This window comes from Paenibacillus sp. AGC31, from assembly GCF_057334655.1.
Genome location: NZ_JBHFJH010000028.1, coordinates 115,492 through 133,615, shown reverse-complemented (window position 1 = coordinate 133,615; position 18,124 = coordinate 115,492). Strand labels below are relative to the sequence as shown.

Below are 18,124 nucleotides of genomic sequence, written 5' to 3'. Positions count from 1 at the left end.
ACGTTAAACTCAAGTAAAGTTCGCAAGTACTCTATTGTATGTGGGAAAAGAACTCACTGACCCCGGTGAATGATGAAACGAGTAACTGGAGACTTTTAACAGTCCAAAGTTTAAACACACAAATAAGCAAGTCCTCCGTTAATGGAAGACTTGCTTATTTGTGTTGTCTTGCTTTCTAAGCCAGATACACCTGTTCATGTTTCATTGTTTATCGTGCATCTGAACTTGTTTTAATCCGTAATCGGCGGATCTGTATGCAAGTCTTGATCGGGTGTCGTGGATCTCCACTTGGTAAAGGCTACCTCGAACCCTGCACGCTTTGGTGAACACAGAAATGGACCTGCATGTTTGTTCGTTGGATAGGCAAACCGTGCAACCCGAATCGTACGCCAAGGATGCTCATCTGTGCGAGCACGAATGACAACAGCCTCATTACTGTAGGAGGCTCTGATTGTTACGATTCGTCCACCCCACTCTGGCACAGGAGAGAGTGACCAATCTGAATACGTATCCGTCACGACAGCTCCAACATGTGCCACGCCATCATTAACCTCAACTCCGGCCTTGATCCATTGGTCTTCTCCGTACCATAACATTAGTCCAGCCTGATCATACAATTGGGTGAATGAGCTTAGATCAAACGATACCTCAATCGCTTCCGTTCCGTCCCATGGAGCAAGCATGGCATGTCCATCCCGATGACAGAACCCGTAGAATGTGTTCTCCCAGAAGTCACTGCCTTCCCGAGCTTCCACAACGAAACGATCCCCATCCATCCGTGCAGCAACGGGTTCCTTCGTCCACTTGCCTTCATGAAGCCCAATAAAATCCGATGACATCGTTATTTTCATCCTTTCTTCCGTCCCAAAGGGGGGTTCATCCTCACTTCATCACTTCTAAATTAAAGAACCCAGATCCGATGCAGCAGTAGGATATGCAAAATTCATGGTGTTTAACTGATCGATAGTCAGATTGAACTGAATCGCCATTGCAAAAAGGTTGATCAATTCTTCTGTTTTGCTCCCGAGCACATGTGCACCCAGAATACGTCCGGTTGATTTGTCGATCACCACTTTGGCCATGGCAAATTTTTCATGAGTTCGCTTGTAAGTATACCATTTCGACATATCATTTACCTGCACCTCGTAGCCCTCTTTTTTGGCTTGTTCCGTGCTCATACCTACAGCTCCAAGGGCAGGGACAGTAAACACAATGGAAGGCATCACTTTATAATTTGGTTTGTGTTGATTTCCCTCCAACAAATTGAACGATACAGCCCGGGATTCCTGACCTGCTAACGGGGTTAAAGGCAACCCTTTTGTATCCGTTACATCGCCAGCAGCATACACTCTCGGATTACTTTCACTTTGCAAGTACTCGTTCACCGTAATCCCCTTTTTGCTGTAGCTGACGTTGGCTTTCTCCAATTCCAGCCCATCCACATTAGGAACACGCCCGGCTCCATGAACGACAAGTCCGCACTGCCACTGGTGATCTGCACCATTACGTGTGCCATGAACAACATAGGCGTTCCCCTCTTGCCGTATGGACTTCACCTCCGCGTTCAAGTGAACATGAATGCCGATCTCTTTTGATTTTTGCAACAAAGATTCTACAAGCTCCGCATCAAACGATTTCAGAGGCTGCTCACTCCGATGCAGGATATGAACTTCCGTCCCGGCTCTGGCCGCAATATGCGCAAACTCAAATGCAATGTATCCACCGCCTACCAGAACTAATCGATCCGGCAGCTGTTCCAGATCCAGAAAGTCATCACTATATATAAGATGCTCTGAGCCCTCAATCTCAAGTGGCGCAGGTGTTGCACCGGTAGCAATCAGGATGTGTTTGCCATGGAGCACTTCTTCTCCAATTTGAATATGGTCTTCATCGACAAATGAAGCTTTACCATGGAACGTATCCATTCCGGCCTGTTTGAATTGATCTTCACTTGCTCTAGGTATGCTCTCGGTAAAGATGCGTTTAAAGGCCATAAGTTCAGACCAGTTGATGGTCGCCTGTCCCTGAATTCCTTTCCCTTGCATCCGTTCATTCCAGTCAATCAGCTCAGCCGCTCCAGCCAGCACTTTCTTGGGATCACAGCCACGCAGTGCACACGTTCCGCCGAACTCACGTTCATCAATTACAGCAACTCTCCAGCCAGCTTCAGCGCAACGGGTGATTACAGAGCTTGCCGCGCTTCCTGTGCCAATCGCAATCAAGTCATACGTTTCTTGTGTCATCATGGTTCCTCCTCATCCTTTTGGTACATCTATTGCAGGGATGCCTGAAGTTACAACAATCCGGCCTGTTTAAGGTATTCTGCTGCAACCTGTTCAGGATTCTCGCCCTCTACGTTCACGTCATAGTTCATCTGACGCATCTCATCATCCGTAATTTTGCCAGCAAGCTGATTCAGCACCTCAACCAGTTGTGGATATTGATCTGCCGTTTCTTGACGAAGCATCGGCGCGCCTTGATACGGTGGGAATAATTCCTGGTCATCTTCCAGCACAACGAGTTCATATTGTCTCAACTCACTATCTGTGGAATAGGCATCTACCAGATTGATATCGCCACGTTGAACAGCACCATAGCGAAGCTTGGGTTCCATTGTTGCCACGTTCGGGAATTCAATCCCATACTTCTTCTGAATGCCAAGGTAACCGTCTTCCCGATCCGAGAATTCAAGGGTAAATCCTGCCTTCATCTGCTGTTCCACCGGTTTGAGATCCGAAATGGTCTTGAGATTGTATTGATCTGCGATGCTCTTTGGAACAGCCAACGTATACGTATTGTTATAATCCATAGGGTTCAGAAGCACCATGTTGAACTGGCTCAGCATTCCATCTCTTGCTTGTTCGTAGACCTCTGTTCGATCCGTACTCACAGCCGTTTCCTTCATAAATTCGGAGATCGCTGTCCCCGTGAATTCGGGATAGATGTCAATATCACCCGACTTGAGTGCATTAAAAAGGAATGGTGTTTTGCCTAATCCCGGTTTTAGTTCAACGGTCAGGTCTGTATCTTTTTCGATTAACAACTTGTACATATTAATGAGAATTTCGGGTTCCGCCCCCAATTTCCCGGAAATGACAAGATCCTTCTGTCCACCACGTGCCACGAAGGGAATGGTAATCACAAGTATCGCGATTATTGCCAGCGAACCAAGGATAACCAGTGTTTTCTTAAAGGATAATCGTTGGAACTGACGTAATAGTACATCAAACAAAATCGCCAGCAAGGCGGCCGGAATGGCTCCAAGGATGATCAATGCCGTATCGTTCCGATCAATGCCCAGCAAGATTAATGCCCCCAAACCTCCTGCGCCGATCAAGGCAGCAAGTGTGGTCGTTCCTACAATAAGCACCATAGCGGTCCGAATTCCGGCCATAATAACAGGCATCGCCAGTGGCAGTTCCACTTTGATTAGACGTTGCCAACTATTCATGCCCATCGCATTCGCTGCTTCCACCATGGAAGGATCAACTTCGGATATGCCTGTGTACGTGTTGCGAAGTACGGGAAGCAGCGCATACACCACCAATGCAATAATTGCAGGAAGTGTTCCTATGCCGAATAACGGGATGAGCAATCCGAGAAGCGCCAAGGAAGGTATCGTCTGCAACACAGCCGTAACCCCAATAATCGGTTCAGCGACTTTTGGCTTGCGTGTCAAGTAAATACCAAGCGGAATAGCGATGAGGACAGCAAAGAACAATGCGATAAATGAGATCTGAATATGTTCCAGCAGAGCAGACAACAACTGACCTTTGCGCTCACTGAACACCTCCGTGAATCTACTCATGTCCTTCACCTCGTTCCTGTAACTGACCAGACCAGTATTTCATCAGATCAACTCGACTGATCTCGCCAATAATCTGGCGGTTACGTTCAACCAGCAGATGGTCATGGGAAGCCATGATATCAACTAACTCCGTCAACGTAATGGATACAGGAACGGCAGTTTTGGCTGATTTTGGCACATGACCCGGTGAGAGTGGTGACATGATGGATTCGAGATCAAAATCAGATTGTGAACTCGTATCCGCGTTAGGACTTCCAACAAATTCACGTACGAAGTCATTAGCTGGCTGTCGGATCAGTTCTTCCGGAGTGCCTACCTGCAAAACCTGTCCATCCTTCATAATGCAGATGCGATCCCCCAGCTTCATCGCTTCCTGAATATCATGGGTGACAAACACAATTGTTTTTTTCATCTGACGCTGGATATCCAGAATATCGTCCTGCAATTTCTCCCGACTCATTGGGTCGAGTGCACTGAACGGTTCATCCATCAAAACAATCTCGGGATCGGCAGCGAGTGCACGCAATACACCAATTCTCTGCTGTTGTCCTCCGGATAACTCGGACGGTTTACGCTCACTGTACGTATCTCCGTGCAAACCCACCATGTCCAGTAACGTATGTACACGCTCCTTGATTTGATCTGACTTCCATTTTCGCAATTCAGGAACAACTGCAATATTTTCGGCAATGGTCATATGCGGGAATAGTGCAATCTGTTGCAGCACATATCCGATATTCCAGCGCAATTCGTGAATGTTGTATTCATCGATTGGGCGTTCATTAATGCGCACGGTTCCATCTGTTCGTTCAATCAGGCGATTGATCATTTTGAGCATGGTGGTTTTGCCACATCCACTCGGACCAATCATGACAAACAGTTCTCCCTTGTTAATGTTGAGGTTAACCTGACGCAAAGCCGTTGTTCCATCAGGATATTGTTTCGATACATTTTCGAACTGAATCATTCGCTCTCTTCGCCCCTTTATCTAGGGCGTGTTTCAGACACGCCCTAACATTCATTCTCATCTATTTCCCCAAAAGTGTGTTCGTATAATCACTGCTTTCCGTAGTGACCCTGGTTAGAGAGAGATCCATATTCGAATCAACGATGTCAACATGCTGGTAGACATGCAAAAAGACGGGCACTAGGCACCGTCTTCTCATTGAATATGAAAATATTTCTTCTATTATTCCCATACTTCCATATGATTTTGAATAAATTGCTCGAATGAAATCGGGCTAGTCCCCGTTATTTTTCTCACCGTATCCGTCGTTTGATCTTCTCTCCCCTCCTCCCGGATAGGCACATCCAGTCCTGCGAGGGCAGCAGCGTATTCTTCTGACATTCCTGCGCGAATCATGCTGTTCCTCAATTCATCATCGGACAAAGATTCATGCTGAATGGACTGACCCAGTACACGGCTCAAGACGTCTGCAACCTGTCCATAGGACAACGTCTCCGGCCCTGTAATGATATGCTCCGTATTATGAGGAACAACATCTGTCAGAGCATGGAAGGCCACCGCCGCAATATCATCTGCACTAACAAATCCAATTTTCCCGTCACCCGTAGCACTGTATATTTTCCCAAGTTGTTTCGCCGTCTCCCGATGCGGCCCCTCCGTAAAGTTCTCCATAAAATAGGAAGGCTGCAATACAGCCCACTCAGGAGCATGGGCTTTTAAATATTGATGTACTTTGCCAAAAATAGGACCATTCTCATCAATTGAAGCACTGCCAAGCAAGACAAATCGCTTAACGCCGTTCCACAATGCTTCCTTGATGAACGGAATCATGACGTCTTCTGGGGTCATGTCCATGACTGGCACAACAAGATACACCTGGTTCACATTTTTCAGCGCCGGCGCATATGTCTCGGAATCATACCAATCAAAATAGACATAATTATCAGTAGAACCAGAAAGAGATGGTTTCGTTCTTCCTGCCAAACGCACCGGATATTGATGCTTTTGAAGTATGGCCGAAACACGGCTTCCTGTCTTTCCATTAGCCCCTGTAATAAGTGTCAACGGTTTATCATTGATCATGCTTGTTTCCTCCTAAGTCCGATTCGAGTACGACCATCGGATTCCAATAGTCTTTATAATGTGTAATTTTTCCATTAGAGTGGCTCACTACAGAGATGTACGTTTGGTTGTATGGCTTGCCTGTAACTAATGAACGCCCTTTACAAGTAAATTCAGCCACAAACTGTTGTTTCGTGGAATCAGCCAAGATCACCGGTTCAGAAAACTGCTGAATTTCAATCATCCCCAGCAGATTATGAAGATGATTCGTAATTGCGGCTTTGCCTTCCAGTTTCTGAGGATATCCTGCTGGTGCATATGGAAATTCGAAGATAGCTTCAGATGTATATAGCTCCAACCACTGTTCCAGTTTTCCTTCCAGTAGCAAATTAGTGAATCCATGCATGATCCGATGCGGTATACTATTGCCCGCTTCCAACTGCTGAGATTGTGTCATCCTTATTTCCTCCTTCAGTTTGTTTGGTGTTCTTTTTCCAGACCAATCGGTCTACAATAATCAAAAAATAAACGCCCTAAGCGTTCATTTTCAAAAAAACGTAAAGAATTCTTAATCAAATCATGTAAAACGCTAATCCATTGCCCTTAGGGTCATCTGTACAAAATCCCGCAGCGCTTCTGCACTTGCACCACTCTTCGCCGTAAAGGTCAATGAGAGTCGGGAATAATTTAGAAAACGGGCAAGCCCGGGCAATTCTTCCTCTGTGTGCTTCAATTCGCCACTCCTCTGGCCTCGTAACAGTGCACTATGAAAAACATCTTCCATTTGTTGGTTAGTGGTTTGAATAAAGGCTGCGATTTCGTGATTTTGTGGTGCCTGTTCAACCGCGCTATTAATGATGAAACATTCATTACGACGTTCGTCGTCTGTCAACACGTTAACCGCTTCGTTGAACAACTCGGCCACGCCTTGCCTCACACTTGTACATTCGTTTAATAGTCTGATCCCCGCCTCTGTCTTCTGCTGAATATAGAATTTAAGAGCAGAGACAAATAAATCATGTTTAGTTCCGTAGGTGTCATACAGGCTTTGCCGCGCAATGCCAAGTTCACTCAATAGTAAGCTCAAAGATGTACCTTCATAACCGTACGCTCCAAATACAGACGTTGCTTTTCTTAGCACAGTCTCCGTGTCAAACTCCTTGGCTCTTCCCAATTTCAGACCTCACCTCCCTATTCATTAACTAAAGAATACCTTTTCCAGACTGATCAGTCAAGAAAATAAATGCTTTGATTTTTGCCAAAGTGGTATAATGGGAATAGAAGCTGAATGAATTCTTTTACCACTTACAACCATGACCACATATAAAGGAGTGTACCTATATGTATATTCAAATTACAGATTTGGCTGCAAAACGATTGACGGAAAGCCTGAATGACCAACTTGGATATTTCAAAGTGATCTATGACCTGGAAGGTTGCGGATGTAACGGAGTTATCGCTATTATCATTGTTGATGAACTTGCGGCTCTCGACGCGCAGATTGAAACCAATCTGGTTCCGTTCTATGTTGACCCGAAGCAGCAGCTAAACCTAGAACAACACATGAAGCTGGATACAGAAGAGAATTATCCTTCTTTCAAATTAAGCAGTGATTCTGGTGTGCTCAGCGCCAACGTTCGCGTTCGTGATACCCGTGCAGTAACTGCGGGAAACTCCGGTGGATCCGATGCTTGCATGTTGTAACACAGTTTCCAGCATACTTGAAGTAATCTAGTATTATCTCTCTTCACATCAAAAGCCGTTGCATCTAATGCAACGGCTTTTTTAACGTTCTTTTCCTTATATGCCTCTATCAGAGTTGCAAAAAAGACTCTATAAAAGATAAACTAAACATTTACACGAAACGGAGAGGACAGAAAGAACCTGAAGAAGCGAAGCGTTCGCCTAAAAGCTTTCTGTAAGAAAGCTGCATCGGAAGCATACGCTATCACAAGATTTTCACCATTATAAAATTGAATCAAAAAAATCAGGGGATAACAGCGATCGGAAGGTTGTTCTGTCATCGAAGTGGCAAGGTAAATATCCTCTAGTTAGATTTTATAGCAAACTTTGTTTACAACTCGGAAACAATTGGAGAACCTATGGATATAATCCTCTAGTATACTCGGTATATAGATTCATATATTCCGAGGAGGAACACACATCATGAAATCTTTCACTCGTAAATCCATCATATCTACAATTCTCGTAGGCTCTGTTGTAGCAGGTTCTGCTTTTACTACGTTTCCCATCACTTCAAGCCTGAATCCCATCGCGTCTGCGGCAAGCTCTAGCTTCACTCAATTTCTGCATGACAATGCACCTGGTCGTACGATCAAAACGATTAAAAATGTGGCAACTGTGACCAATGTGTCCAGTACAGTTGTACTTGTCAATAAAAAGAGAAATCTGCCTTCAACTTATACACCTCAAGATTTGGTTGTGCCTAATATTCCTTTTAGCTTCTCAGGCTCCAGTCCGAAGAAACAAATGCGTAAAGTGGCTGCAACAGCGCTAGAGAAACTATTTGCCGCTGCCAAAAAAGAAGGCATTGATATCAAAGCGGTGTCTGGCTATCGTTCTTATGCGACCCAGAAATCGATCTTTGACCGTAATGCCAGTATCAAAGGTGAAGCTGTTGCCAATAAAACAAGTGCTCGGCCAGGACAAAGCGAACATCAGACTGGTCTAGCTATGGATATCTCCAGCGCTTCGGCTGGTTATGATCTTCAGCAAAGCTTTGGCAACACCAAAGAAGGCAAATGGCTGAAAGCCAATGCCCACAAGTACGGTTTCATCATCCGTTATGGCAAAGATCAGGAGAAATTGACTGGTTACTCCTATGAGCCATGGCATGTACGTTATGTAGGGGTGTATATTGCTGGTGAGATTACCAACCAGAAACTTACGCTGGAGCAGTATTTGGAACGTGCCAAATAAGGCAGGTTTGAGCCCAAAGCCTAAACAGTTATTGGATTAGATAAAAGAAGCGTGACTATAGATAACATGACTGAAGGAGAAGATGGGGCCGCAACTGGCCCTCTTCTGCTTCAATTTTTCATTTACACACTTCATCATGTCCCAACGATTTTTCTGAAGACCAGTGGCAGTCTCTTCAGACCTTCTGTTCCAGCCCAAGAGCCTACTCCAGCCAGTATTGCATTTTGGCACAAATAAAGTGCGACATTGTACACGATGGGGCCTAGAATAATCTCCACTACTACAAAACGTTTTAACGTCGAAGATTGGATTACATATACCCGAAATTCATGAGGGTCATGTCCTCCCATATACCTTGCGATCAATGCTTTCATGAATCACCTCTAGTGTTTTATTTTAGCGTATGGCAGACAATCCTTGTCTTATTCTAAAATAATACTTACATAAAGTAACTAAGTGTGTTATAGTCAGTTTATAAATCATACATAAGCGAGGGAAACTACCATGAGTGAGTTGGAGAATCTGGTCAAAAACCGTAGATCGGCCGTTATTTTTGAAGAAGGAATTGAAATTTCGGATTCGGAACTGCAAGAAATGTTTGCCCTGAACAAATTTGCACCATCTGCCTTTAATCTGCAACACACGCACTATCTTGTGATTAAAGACGAGGAACAGAAAGAGAAAGTCTATGAAGCTTCCCAGCAATATAAGGTAAAAACAGCTTCTGCGGTCATCGTGGTACTGGGCGACGTCAACGCTCATCACCATATCCGCACGATTAACGAAGGCCTGCTGAACCTAGGCGCTCTTACTCCGTTCCAATACGAGCAGGAATCCCAAAGTGTCACCGAATTTTACGAATCTCGCGGCAGATTCTTCCAACGTGAGGATGCGATTCGCAATGCCAGCCTGTCTGCCATGCAATTGATGCTGATCGCTCAGGATCGCGGATGGGACACTTGTCCAATGATTGGCTTTGACTCGGAAGAACTGCAACGGAGTCTGGAAATCCCTAACCATTACGTACCGGTTATGCTGATCACCATCGGCAAAAAGTCGGAAGCCAAACAGCGCCCACGCGGTTACCGTAAACCGATTAACGAATATGTTAGCTTCAACAAAATGCACGCTGAATAACATATAATATAACAAATTATATAAGTTGAACTAACATTTACACTATAACGGAGAGGACAGAAAAAACCTGAAAAAGCGAAGCGTGCGCCTTTATCCCCGGATTTTCCCCTTTAGAAAAGGAATGGAATTAAAATCTGGGGATAACAGCGATTGGAAGGTTGTTCTGTCATCGTAGTGTCAGTGTAAATAATCTTTAGTTCAACACAGCAAAAAAGCCACGATCTCGTGGCTTTAATACGTTTCATAGATCAACGTATCCAACATGTGAAATTCATCGTCAAACTCCGCATATATGTACAGTCGACCAGCAGGTGTATCCCCCGCATCATAACCCAATCGGAAATATTGATCTCCCTGAAATTCTGCATCAGCCAAAATCAATGCATTGATATCTTCGTCCGGATGAGCCTCGGCAATGGTTTTAAGTGCCTGCTCACCTAGCATGTCCCACCGTTTCCACGTCTCTTCCATATATAGGGACAATATTTCCATCTCTGTCTTGGTTGAAACCTGTGCAGTGACTACCAGTTCTTTATCCTGAGTAAGTAAGCGCATCTGATAGTTGGACATCGAGACGTCATACTGAAACAACCCCATACCCGGAACTTCATGATTGGATTCAAACATTAGATTATCTGCATACTGCAGTCTTTCCAGCTTGGGATTAGCGCTATAATCCAACTCAGTTAATTTGTTCTCGGAACAGTACAACTCTTTTAGTTGCATGTTATGGCGAATATTCAGCTTGCTAATATGGTTGTTAAAACAACGGACACTCTCTAAAACCATATTTGAACGAAAATCCAACTGTTTGATATGGTTGTGGTTACAACGAAGTTCAATCAAGTTTGGACAACTTGTTACATCAAGTTCCAACATGTAATTGTTGGCGCAATCAAGTCGCCGCAGTTGCTTATTGTGTTCAAGTTCAAGTGAGAAAAGAGCGTTATAACTGCAACTAAGTTCCTCCAACTGCTCAAGGGGCTCCGAAGCCAGCTTCGACAACATATTCCAATGACACTCCACCGTTATAAGTTTGGAATTATGAGAAAGGTCTAATTTTCGAAGTCGATTAAAGCTGCAGTCCAGCACCTGCAATTCCGAATGGAGACTGAGGTCCAGTGTAAGAAGTTGATTCTCTCTGCAACGTAATATTCTCAGCTTGTGATTCTGAGCTAAATCCACACTTGTCAATTGATTATAGGCACAATCCAACTCTTGAAGATCCCTGAAATATTCAATTCCATCAAGATTGCTAATATTGTGATTGGAAAGTTGCAATATCTCAACCTCACAAACGTCACTCTCCTGAATGAAATCCCGCTGATCACAAAAACGTTCCAACACAACTTGCCTGAAACGTTCATCCGTGAAGGCATAAGTAATATCCATGTCTAACGCCTCCCCTCTCGTTTTGCTCTATTGGAACAGTCTTCCAACATATTATCACTATTCTATGAGTTTCGTCGCCGGGATTCAACAATTTCCTAAGCAAATTCTTTTATACCATGTTAGCATCCAACATGTAAGAGAAAACCATACAGAGAGGAAGATTTTCATGGAAATGGTTATCGAAAACCTCCCGTCATATCGTATCGCCTATGTTCGACAAGTTGGTCCTTACGGTCCAACCAATGCTCAAGCGATGAATACGCTGAAACAATGGGCGGACAAAAATCAATTGCTTCATGAATCAGCAACATTACTGGGTATACCCCAAGATGACCCAACTACCACACCGCCCGAGAAATGTAGATATGATGCCTGTATTGTCATCACTGAATCTGAACGTCTGGAAGATGAGTTTGTTGAGATTGGCGAGTTATCAGGCGGAGATTATCTCATCTGTAAGGTGAAGCACACCGCAGAAGATATTCAGCATGCATGGAATGTGATCATCCCTCATTTACAAACAAGTGGTTATCGGATGGACAACAAGCCGGTTATAGAACGATATCGTTGGGAACTGCTCAATCAGCATTATTGCGAGATATGTGTGCCTGTGAAACCTGTGTAACCCATGTTACGAGGAAACGAAAAAAGTGACTTCAAGTTGAAGTCACTTTTTTCGTTCAGTAATATTACTGCTACTATTTAAGTTGAACTAATCATTTACACGATAACGGAGAGGACAGAAAAAACCTGAAAAAGCGAAGCGTTCGCCTAAAAGCTTTCTGAAAGAAAGCTGCATCGGAAGCATACGCTATCCCCGGATTTTCCCCTTCGGAAAAGGGAATCAAAAAAATTCTGGGGATAACAGCGATTGGAAGGTTATTCTGTCATCGTAGTGTCAGTGTAAATAATCTTTAGTTCAACTTATATAACTAGATTAGAAATTAAAATGCCCAGTTGCCTTTACGGAATACCGGCTCGATTGTACCATCCTGTAACTCACCATCGATATCCAGTTCAGCGGAACCGATCATGAAATCAACGTGAGTCAAGCTCACATTGCACTCATGCTTCAGCAACTCTTCGTTCGACATGGTTGTGCCATCTTTCATGTTGAATGGATACGCACTTCCCACAGCCAAGTGGCAAGATGCATTCTCATCAATACCCGTATTGTAGAAAATGCGATTCAGATTGGAGATCGGAGAGTCATGTGGTACGAGTGCGACCTCACCCAGATAACGTGCACCTTCATCAGTAGCAAACAGGTTCTTCAGATGCTCTTCACCAGATGCTGCCGTAAACGCTACAACCTGTCCATCCTTGAATGTGATTCTCATCTGGTCTACCAGTTGCCCGTTCAGGTTCAAAGGCATGGTGCTGCTAACATACCCATTCACTCCGCTGCGCTTAGGCATGGTGAATACTTCTTCAGTCGGCATATTGGCGACCGTGTATACACCTTGTTTATTTTCGCTACCACCGCCACCCCAGATGTGGTTGTGGACCAATTCAATGTTCAAGTCTGTACCTGGCGCACGGTAGTGCAGGCTCTTATAGTTCTTTTTGTTCAACAAGTCTCCCATTGCAGTCAAGGTATTCAGGTGCTCTCTCCAATTTTGTACAGCGTCTCCGCCATCTACACGGTTCATTTTAAAGATGGTTTCCCACATCACGTTGATTCGGTCTTCTTCCGGGATGTCGGCAAATACTTTGTTCGCCCAAGCCTTGGTCGGGGCCTTGATCAGACACCAGCTAATTTCATGGTTGCGTGTGTATTTGGCATATCCGCGACGTGCGTGTGCAGCTGCCTTGGTAGCACGGGAAACGCTATCGGAGTCAATTCCGTTATACAGTTCAGGATCTGGAACTTTGATCGTCAGGGTAGCGCCGCCTGCTGCTGCAAAATTCTCCATCATATCCGCTTTCCAGGCTGGATAATAGTCGAAGCTGTCATTGGAACCATGTTCAAAACGACTGCGGGTAATGTTGTCGTCATCAAAGTCCACCTGTACATAGTTTGCACCAGCCGCATAGGCTTTTTGCACAATCAGACGTGTAAATTCAAGCGTTTCGATCGGTGCAGTAACGAGCAGATCCTGTCCTTTTTGAATATTCACGCCAACTTTAACAACAAGTTCTGCGTATTGTTCCAATGACTTTTCAAAGGTTTGTTCAAATTGACTCATAGTTGTATTCACTCCATTTTAATATATTAATGGCATCGGTTTGGAAATTGACTTCGGATCTGTTGAGTGGCCGTTACAGCGAAGGATCGTTCTTTAGATCGTCGTTGTCTCCAAATTTTCTTCATCGTATTTTCAAAGGTTAAAATTTGGAGACAAATACGACCGCTATCGCTTCTGCAGAATCGATTCCTTCTCTTTCATTACGCAGGCTTAATATCTAAAATTTCATTTATACAAAACGATTTAACCATTACGTTTTTCTTGTTCACGTAACTCGATCCGGCGGATTTTACCAGAGTTGGTCTTTGGCAGATCCGTAACGAATTCGATCTTACGTGGATATTTATAAGGTGCTGTAATTTCTTTGACGTGGTGTTGCAATTCACGCATCAGTTCTGGTGAAGCCAGTGAATCATCTCGCAGTACAACAAATGCTTTAACAATATTGCCACGGATCTCATCCGGACTTGCAACCACCGCGCATTCCTTCACGCTGGCGTGTTTCATGAGTGCTTCTTCCACTTCGAATGGTCCAATCGTGTAACCCGAACTGATGATGATATCGTCACTGCGCCCTTCAAACCAGAAGTAACCTTCTTCGTCTTTACGTGCACGGTCCCCTGTTACAAAATAATCGCCACGCTGATTCGCTTCCTTCCGTCCCTCATCCTGATAATAGGCACGGAACAAGGCCGGCATCTCTTTGTGTACCGCTATATCTCCTACTTCACCCGGAGGAACAAGTTGTCCCTCTTCGTCAATAATTTCAATCAAGCCAGGTGTAATCGACTGACCCATGGAACCAATACGTACAGGCGCATCTTTGAGACTGCCGATTAACAACGTGCTCTCAGTCTGTCCATATCCATCCCGAATGGTCAGGTCGAAGTGACGCTGGAAGATTTCAATAACTTCCTGGTTGAGCGGTTCACCTGCTGAAACTGCACTGCGCAGATGAGACAGGTCATAATGTCCAAGATCATCGGCTTTGGCCATCAACCGATATTCCGTTGGGGTACAGCAAAGGACATTAATCTGATGTTCCTGCATCAGTTCCAGGTAACGCTTGGGCTGGAATGATCCATTGTAGACCAAGCCAGTCGCGCCTCTTCCGAGTACCGACAGGAACGGGCTCCAGATCCATTTTTGCCAGCCAGGTGCAGCCGTTGCCCATACGGTATCTGAAGGTTGAATATCCAGCCATAATGAAGAAGCAATCCGCAGGTGGGCATATCCCCAACCGTGGCTATGTACAACTCCTTTGGGATTACCTGTTGTACCCGAAGTATAAGCAAGGATAGCCGTATCATCACGGTGTGTTTCCACCGCAGCCATCTCATCGGGTTGATTCTGCATTAACTGATGCACATTGACCCAACCTTCAGCAGGTACGCTAACTTCTCCATTCGGTGATGCCACGATGCGATGTGCCAGTGACGGCAGATCCGCGTCCATTTTTTCTACTTCTGAGGTCGTCTCGGACCATACAATAACAGCCCGCGCCTCAGAGTGACGCAGACGATATTCCAGATCTTTTGCCCGTAACATCTCGGAGGAAGGAATAACGGCAATCCCCAGTTTCAGACAAGCGATATAAATGACATAGGCAATAATACGGCGTGGTACCATGACCAACACCCGATCACCCTTCTCTAGTCCAAGTTCACGCAATCCTCCAGCAAGACGATTCGCCTGCTTGAATAAATCACCATACGTGATCTCTTCCAATTCTCGTTGATCGCTGAGCCATCTAAGTGCAATCCGGTCTGATGGATGATTCTCCATCTCGGATGTCAGGTTATAGCTTTCAGGCGAAATCCACTGTTCAAAGTTCAAATGGAGCCTCTCCTTCGTAGTTCAATTGTATAGCTTCTATATATTATACCCTAAATCCTAGGACCAGGTGCTATGAACTAGGTTCATTCTGAAAAAATAAACACAGGTCAATTAATGAACTATTATAATAGATCTTATCCTATAAAGAAAATGACATATACAAAATGGCGCCTTCCTGATTGATCAGGTAGGCGCCATTTCATTTCTTCATTTATATTACATTAATTTTACCTAACTACAATTTTCACAACAGCTATACTGTGTATGTTACCACGGATAATTACCCATTCCGTCCAAAATGCTTTCGATCTCATTCAACTCTTCCGTTGTCAGGTCAGGTGCGCTGAGCGCAGCTACATTTTCTTCAATCTGGGACACACGGCTTGCACCAATCAATGCAGAAGTTACACGGTTACCACGCAAAATCCAGTTCAGAGCCAGTTGGGAGATCGTCTGCCCTCTTCGCTCGGCAACTGCCTGAAGCGCATCGAACTTGGCAATCCGTTCGTCTGTGTATGCTTCTTTTTTCAAATTGCCTGTTGGATTGGCTCGTTCTGCCTTGATCTTGTCAACATATTTATTCGTCAGCTGACCGCGGCCGAGCGGACAGAATGCAATTGAACCTACGCCCTGCTCATCCAGTACGTCCTGCAAACTGTCTTCAATCCAACGATTGAGCATCGAGTAGTTTGGCTGATGAACCAGACATGGCGTACCCAGACGACGGAGAATGGTTACCGCTTCTTGCGTCTGTTCTGCATTATAATTGGACAAGCCCACATACAGTGCTTTACCCTGCCGCACGATGTGATCCAGCGCCGTCATCGTTTCTTCCAATGGCGTGTCCGGATCTGGACGGTGATGATAGAAAATGTCCACATAATCCAGTCCCATCCGACCAAGACTTTGATCCAGACTGGCAATCAGGTTTTTGCGGGAGCCCCACTCGCCGTAAGGTCCACTCCACATGTGATAGCCTGCCTTCGACGAGATAAGCAGTTCATCCCGATAAGGACGCAGATGTTTTTTGTAAATCACACCAAAGTTCTCTTCGGCTGATCCTGGAGGTGGACCATAGTTATTCGCCAGATCGAAATGGTTAATTCCGAGATCGAAGGCACGCAAAATCATCTCTTCCTGAATATCCAATGTACGGTTGCCACCAAAGTTCTGCCATAAACCCAGCGCAATTTGCGGCAGTCTGATTCCGGATTTGCCTGAACGCACATATTTCATCTCATCATATCGTTGTTCGCTCGCAGTATAGGGCATCGTTATTCTCACTTTCCTGTAAGGTTTGTTGAATTCCTTTTCATCTTAGACATTTTCCTGGATAAACGATATGGCATTTCGCTATAATCATATGGAAAAATGATTGTTATCTATATATACTATTGTTATATTCTTAATATTTTCAGATATGTAGTATGTTAAAATGCAAGATGAGACGAAATCGTACAGGAGTGAATACCCTTGATTACGTATATGTTCAAAAACAATCATTTTCAGGAGCTTCAGCTCCTTCATTATGGCACGGAAGCCTGTACACCAGGTCACCACTTTGGCCCTGCCATGCGAGACTATTATAAAATTCATTATATTTTGAATGGCAAAGGCACCTTCGAAGTTGGTGGCAAAACGTATACCCTGCACAAAGGACAAGGATTTCTGATCGTTCCGCATTCCGTCGTGCATTACGAAGCAGATCAGGATGATCCATGGGAATACAGCTGGGTTGCTTTTCAAGGCAGCAATAGTTCTTCCTTTTTACAGCAAGCATGTCTGTCCGAGCATCACCCGATTTTTGAGTTGGGTAATGAGGATGACGAGATGCGATCCTGCCTGCACCGAATGATCAATTCCCGCAATACCCACAAAGGCTGGGAGATTAGCATGACTGGTTTGCTGTATCAATTCTTCTCTATTTTGATTGATCAGGCTAATTCAGAGCATCTTCAACCCATGCAGGATTATTCGAAGGAAACGTATGTAACGCAGGTAATGGACTTCATTGAAATGAACTATGCCAATGCCATTACCGTTCAGTCCATCGCGGCCCATGTCGGTTTGCAGCGCAGTTATCTGTGCTCTCTGTTCAAGGACCAGATGGGAAGCAGTATTCAGTCTTATCTGGTCCATTATCGGATGCGCAGGGCAGCCGAACTAACGCTTGATCCCGGTCTGACCATTGGTGATATTGCCCGTTCTGTGGGCTATACGGATCAATTGCTTTTCTCCAAAATGTTCAAAAAAGTGATGGGCGAAGCGCCCACCTATTATCGCAAACATAAAACAACACCCTCCCAGTTAAGTTGTTAATTGGGAAGGTGCTGTTTGTGCCAATCGTTTATCCTTACAGTCGTGATTCCTTACATTCTTTTCATTTGTTTATACCATCTCCGGCATGGATATGCCAACAACTTGCACTTTGATTTCATTGACCATGACGCCGGCTAATTGTTCTACAGCCTGTTGAACATTATGTTGAAGTTCACGGCAAACCTCGTGCATCTTGTTGCCATATTGAATATTAATTCGCAGCTGGATGGTTGCCTGATCGTCTTTGACGTGTACGTCAATCCCTTTTTGCAGACTCTTGCCGCTGATACTCTTGGCAATCCCTTCAGTCAGTCCAACGGACATGGAGGATACGCCAGCCGTTGATTGAGCGGCCATCCCCACGATCTTGGATAACACATCGTTCGAGATGTGAATGGTACCCATTTGAACAGATTGAGGTGCGATATATTCAGGTTCGTTGTATTGTTTTTCGATAATTTCAGACATGTGCTC

18 protein-coding genes are annotated in these 18,124 nt (G+C 44.6%); 5 read left to right on the top strand and 13 right to left on the bottom strand.

Going from position 1 to position 18,124, the window contains the following annotated elements:
• Positions 1–230: 230 nt before the first annotated feature.
• The 7 genes from ACE04G_RS15030 to ACE04G_RS15000 all read right to left on the bottom strand — a co-directional run bounded on the left by ACE04G_RS15030 (position 231) and on the right by ACE04G_RS15000 (position 7,011).
• On the bottom strand, positions 231–839 hold the full coding sequence (locus tag ACE04G_RS15030) for a DUF1349 domain-containing protein (RefSeq protein WP_101313980.1): 609 nt from the start codon (positions 837–839) through the stop codon (positions 231–233).
• Positions 840–896: 57 nt separating this feature from the next.
• Positions 897–2,243: a dihydrolipoyl dehydrogenase family protein gene (locus tag ACE04G_RS15025; protein WP_221819647.1), complete on the bottom strand. Its 1,347-nt coding sequence runs from the start codon at positions 2,241–2,243 to the stop codon at positions 897–899.
• A 50-nt stretch (positions 2,244–2,293) separates the two neighbouring features.
• Positions 2,294–3,808: an osmoprotectant update ABC transporter permease/substrate-binding subunit OpuFB gene (gene opuFB / locus ACE04G_RS15020; protein WP_221819567.1), complete on the bottom strand. Its 1,515-nt coding sequence runs from the start codon at positions 3,806–3,808 to the stop codon at positions 2,294–2,296.
• Positions 3,801–4,775 carry an ABC transporter ATP-binding protein gene (locus ACE04G_RS15015; protein ID WP_221819568.1) on the bottom strand — a complete coding sequence of 325 codons (975 nt, stop codon included), beginning with the start codon at positions 4,773–4,775 and terminating at the stop codon, positions 3,801–3,803. The genes opuFB and ACE04G_RS15015 overlap by 8 nt, the downstream gene beginning before the upstream one ends.
• A 222-nt stretch (positions 4,776–4,997) precedes the next feature.
• Positions 4,998–5,858 (bottom strand): ergot alkaloid biosynthesis protein, encoded by an 861-nt coding sequence (locus tag ACE04G_RS15010; RefSeq protein ID WP_221819569.1) that lies wholly within the window; start codon positions 5,856–5,858, stop codon positions 4,998–5,000.
• Complete coding sequence (locus tag ACE04G_RS15005; RefSeq protein WP_221819570.1) at positions 5,848–6,294, bottom strand: nuclear transport factor 2 family protein; 447 nt, start codon at positions 6,292–6,294, stop codon at positions 5,848–5,850. The genes ACE04G_RS15010 and ACE04G_RS15005 overlap by 11 nt, the downstream gene beginning before the upstream one ends.
• Before the next feature lie 132 nt (positions 6,295–6,426).
• Positions 6,427–7,011, bottom strand: a complete 585-nt coding sequence (locus ACE04G_RS15000; RefSeq protein WP_221819571.1) for a TetR/AcrR family transcriptional regulator — start codon at positions 7,009–7,011, stop codon at positions 6,427–6,429.
• A 167-nt stretch (positions 7,012–7,178) separates the two neighbouring features.
• On the opposite strand from ACE04G_RS15000, the gene ACE04G_RS14995 reads away from it, so the two are divergent.
• Together ACE04G_RS14995 and ACE04G_RS14990 are read left to right on the top strand one after the other, a co-directional pair.
• Complete coding sequence (locus ACE04G_RS14995) at positions 7,179–7,541, top strand: iron-sulfur cluster biosynthesis family protein (RefSeq protein ID WP_221819572.1); 363 nt, start codon at positions 7,179–7,181, stop codon at positions 7,539–7,541.
• Positions 7,542–8,003: 462 nt separating this feature from the next.
• Entirely contained in the window at positions 8,004–8,777 is a 774-nt protein-coding gene (locus tag ACE04G_RS14990; protein ID WP_339308123.1) for a M15 family metallopeptidase, read from the top strand.
• A 134-nt stretch (positions 8,778–8,911) separates the two neighbouring features.
• On the opposite strand, the gene ACE04G_RS14985 is transcribed toward ACE04G_RS14990, so the two are convergent.
• Positions 8,912–9,151, bottom strand: coding sequence for a hypothetical protein (locus ACE04G_RS14985; RefSeq protein WP_260632639.1), 240 nt, complete (start codon positions 9,149–9,151; stop codon positions 8,912–8,914).
• Positions 9,152–9,281: 130 nt separating this feature from the next.
• On the opposite strand from ACE04G_RS14985, the gene ACE04G_RS14980 reads away from it, so the two are divergent.
• Entirely contained in the window at positions 9,282–9,914 is a 633-nt protein-coding gene (locus ACE04G_RS14980; protein WP_076214767.1) for a nitroreductase family protein, read from the top strand.
• A gap of 231 nt (positions 9,915–10,145) precedes the next feature.
• On the opposite strand, the gene ACE04G_RS14975 is transcribed toward ACE04G_RS14980, so the two are convergent.
• Entirely contained in the window at positions 10,146–11,306 is a 1,161-nt protein-coding gene (locus ACE04G_RS14975; protein ID WP_221819574.1) for a leucine-rich repeat domain-containing protein, read from the bottom strand.
• Between the two features lie 166 nt (positions 11,307–11,472).
• On the opposite strand from ACE04G_RS14975, the gene ACE04G_RS14970 reads away from it, so the two are divergent.
• Positions 11,473–11,931: an AraC family transcriptional regulator gene (locus ACE04G_RS14970; RefSeq protein ID WP_221819575.1), complete on the top strand. Its 459-nt coding sequence runs from the start codon at positions 11,473–11,475 to the stop codon at positions 11,929–11,931.
• Positions 11,932–12,250: 319 nt separating this feature from the next.
• On the opposite strand, the gene ACE04G_RS14965 is transcribed toward ACE04G_RS14970, so the two are convergent.
• From ACE04G_RS14965 to ACE04G_RS14955, 3 genes are all read right to left on the bottom strand, one after another.
• On the bottom strand, positions 12,251–13,495 hold the full coding sequence (locus ACE04G_RS14965) for an aminopeptidase (RefSeq protein ID WP_221819576.1): 1,245 nt from the start codon (positions 13,493–13,495) through the stop codon (positions 12,251–12,253).
• Positions 13,496–13,738: 243 nt separating this feature from the next.
• Positions 13,739–15,331: an acyl-CoA synthetase MbcS gene (gene mbcS / locus ACE04G_RS14960; protein ID WP_221819577.1), complete on the bottom strand. Its 1,593-nt coding sequence runs from the start codon at positions 15,329–15,331 to the stop codon at positions 13,739–13,741.
• Positions 15,332–15,598: 267 nt separating this feature from the next.
• Complete coding sequence (locus ACE04G_RS14955; RefSeq protein WP_221819578.1) at positions 15,599–16,603, bottom strand: aldo/keto reductase; 1,005 nt, start codon at positions 16,601–16,603, stop codon at positions 15,599–15,601.
• Positions 16,604–16,804: 201 nt separating this feature from the next.
• Between ACE04G_RS14955 and ACE04G_RS14950 the strand changes: the two genes are divergently transcribed.
• On the top strand, positions 16,805–17,650 hold the full coding sequence (locus ACE04G_RS14950; protein ID WP_221819579.1) for an AraC family ligand binding domain-containing protein: 846 nt from the start codon (positions 16,805–16,807) through the stop codon (positions 17,648–17,650).
• A gap of 69 nt (positions 17,651–17,719) precedes the next feature.
• Here the strand turns inward: ACE04G_RS14950 and ACE04G_RS14945 are convergent, their stop codons facing one another.
• Positions 17,720–18,118: an Asp23/Gls24 family envelope stress response protein gene (locus tag ACE04G_RS14945; protein WP_221819580.1), complete on the bottom strand. Its 399-nt coding sequence runs from the start codon at positions 18,116–18,118 to the stop codon at positions 17,720–17,722.
• Positions 18,119–18,124 lie beyond the last annotated feature (6 nt).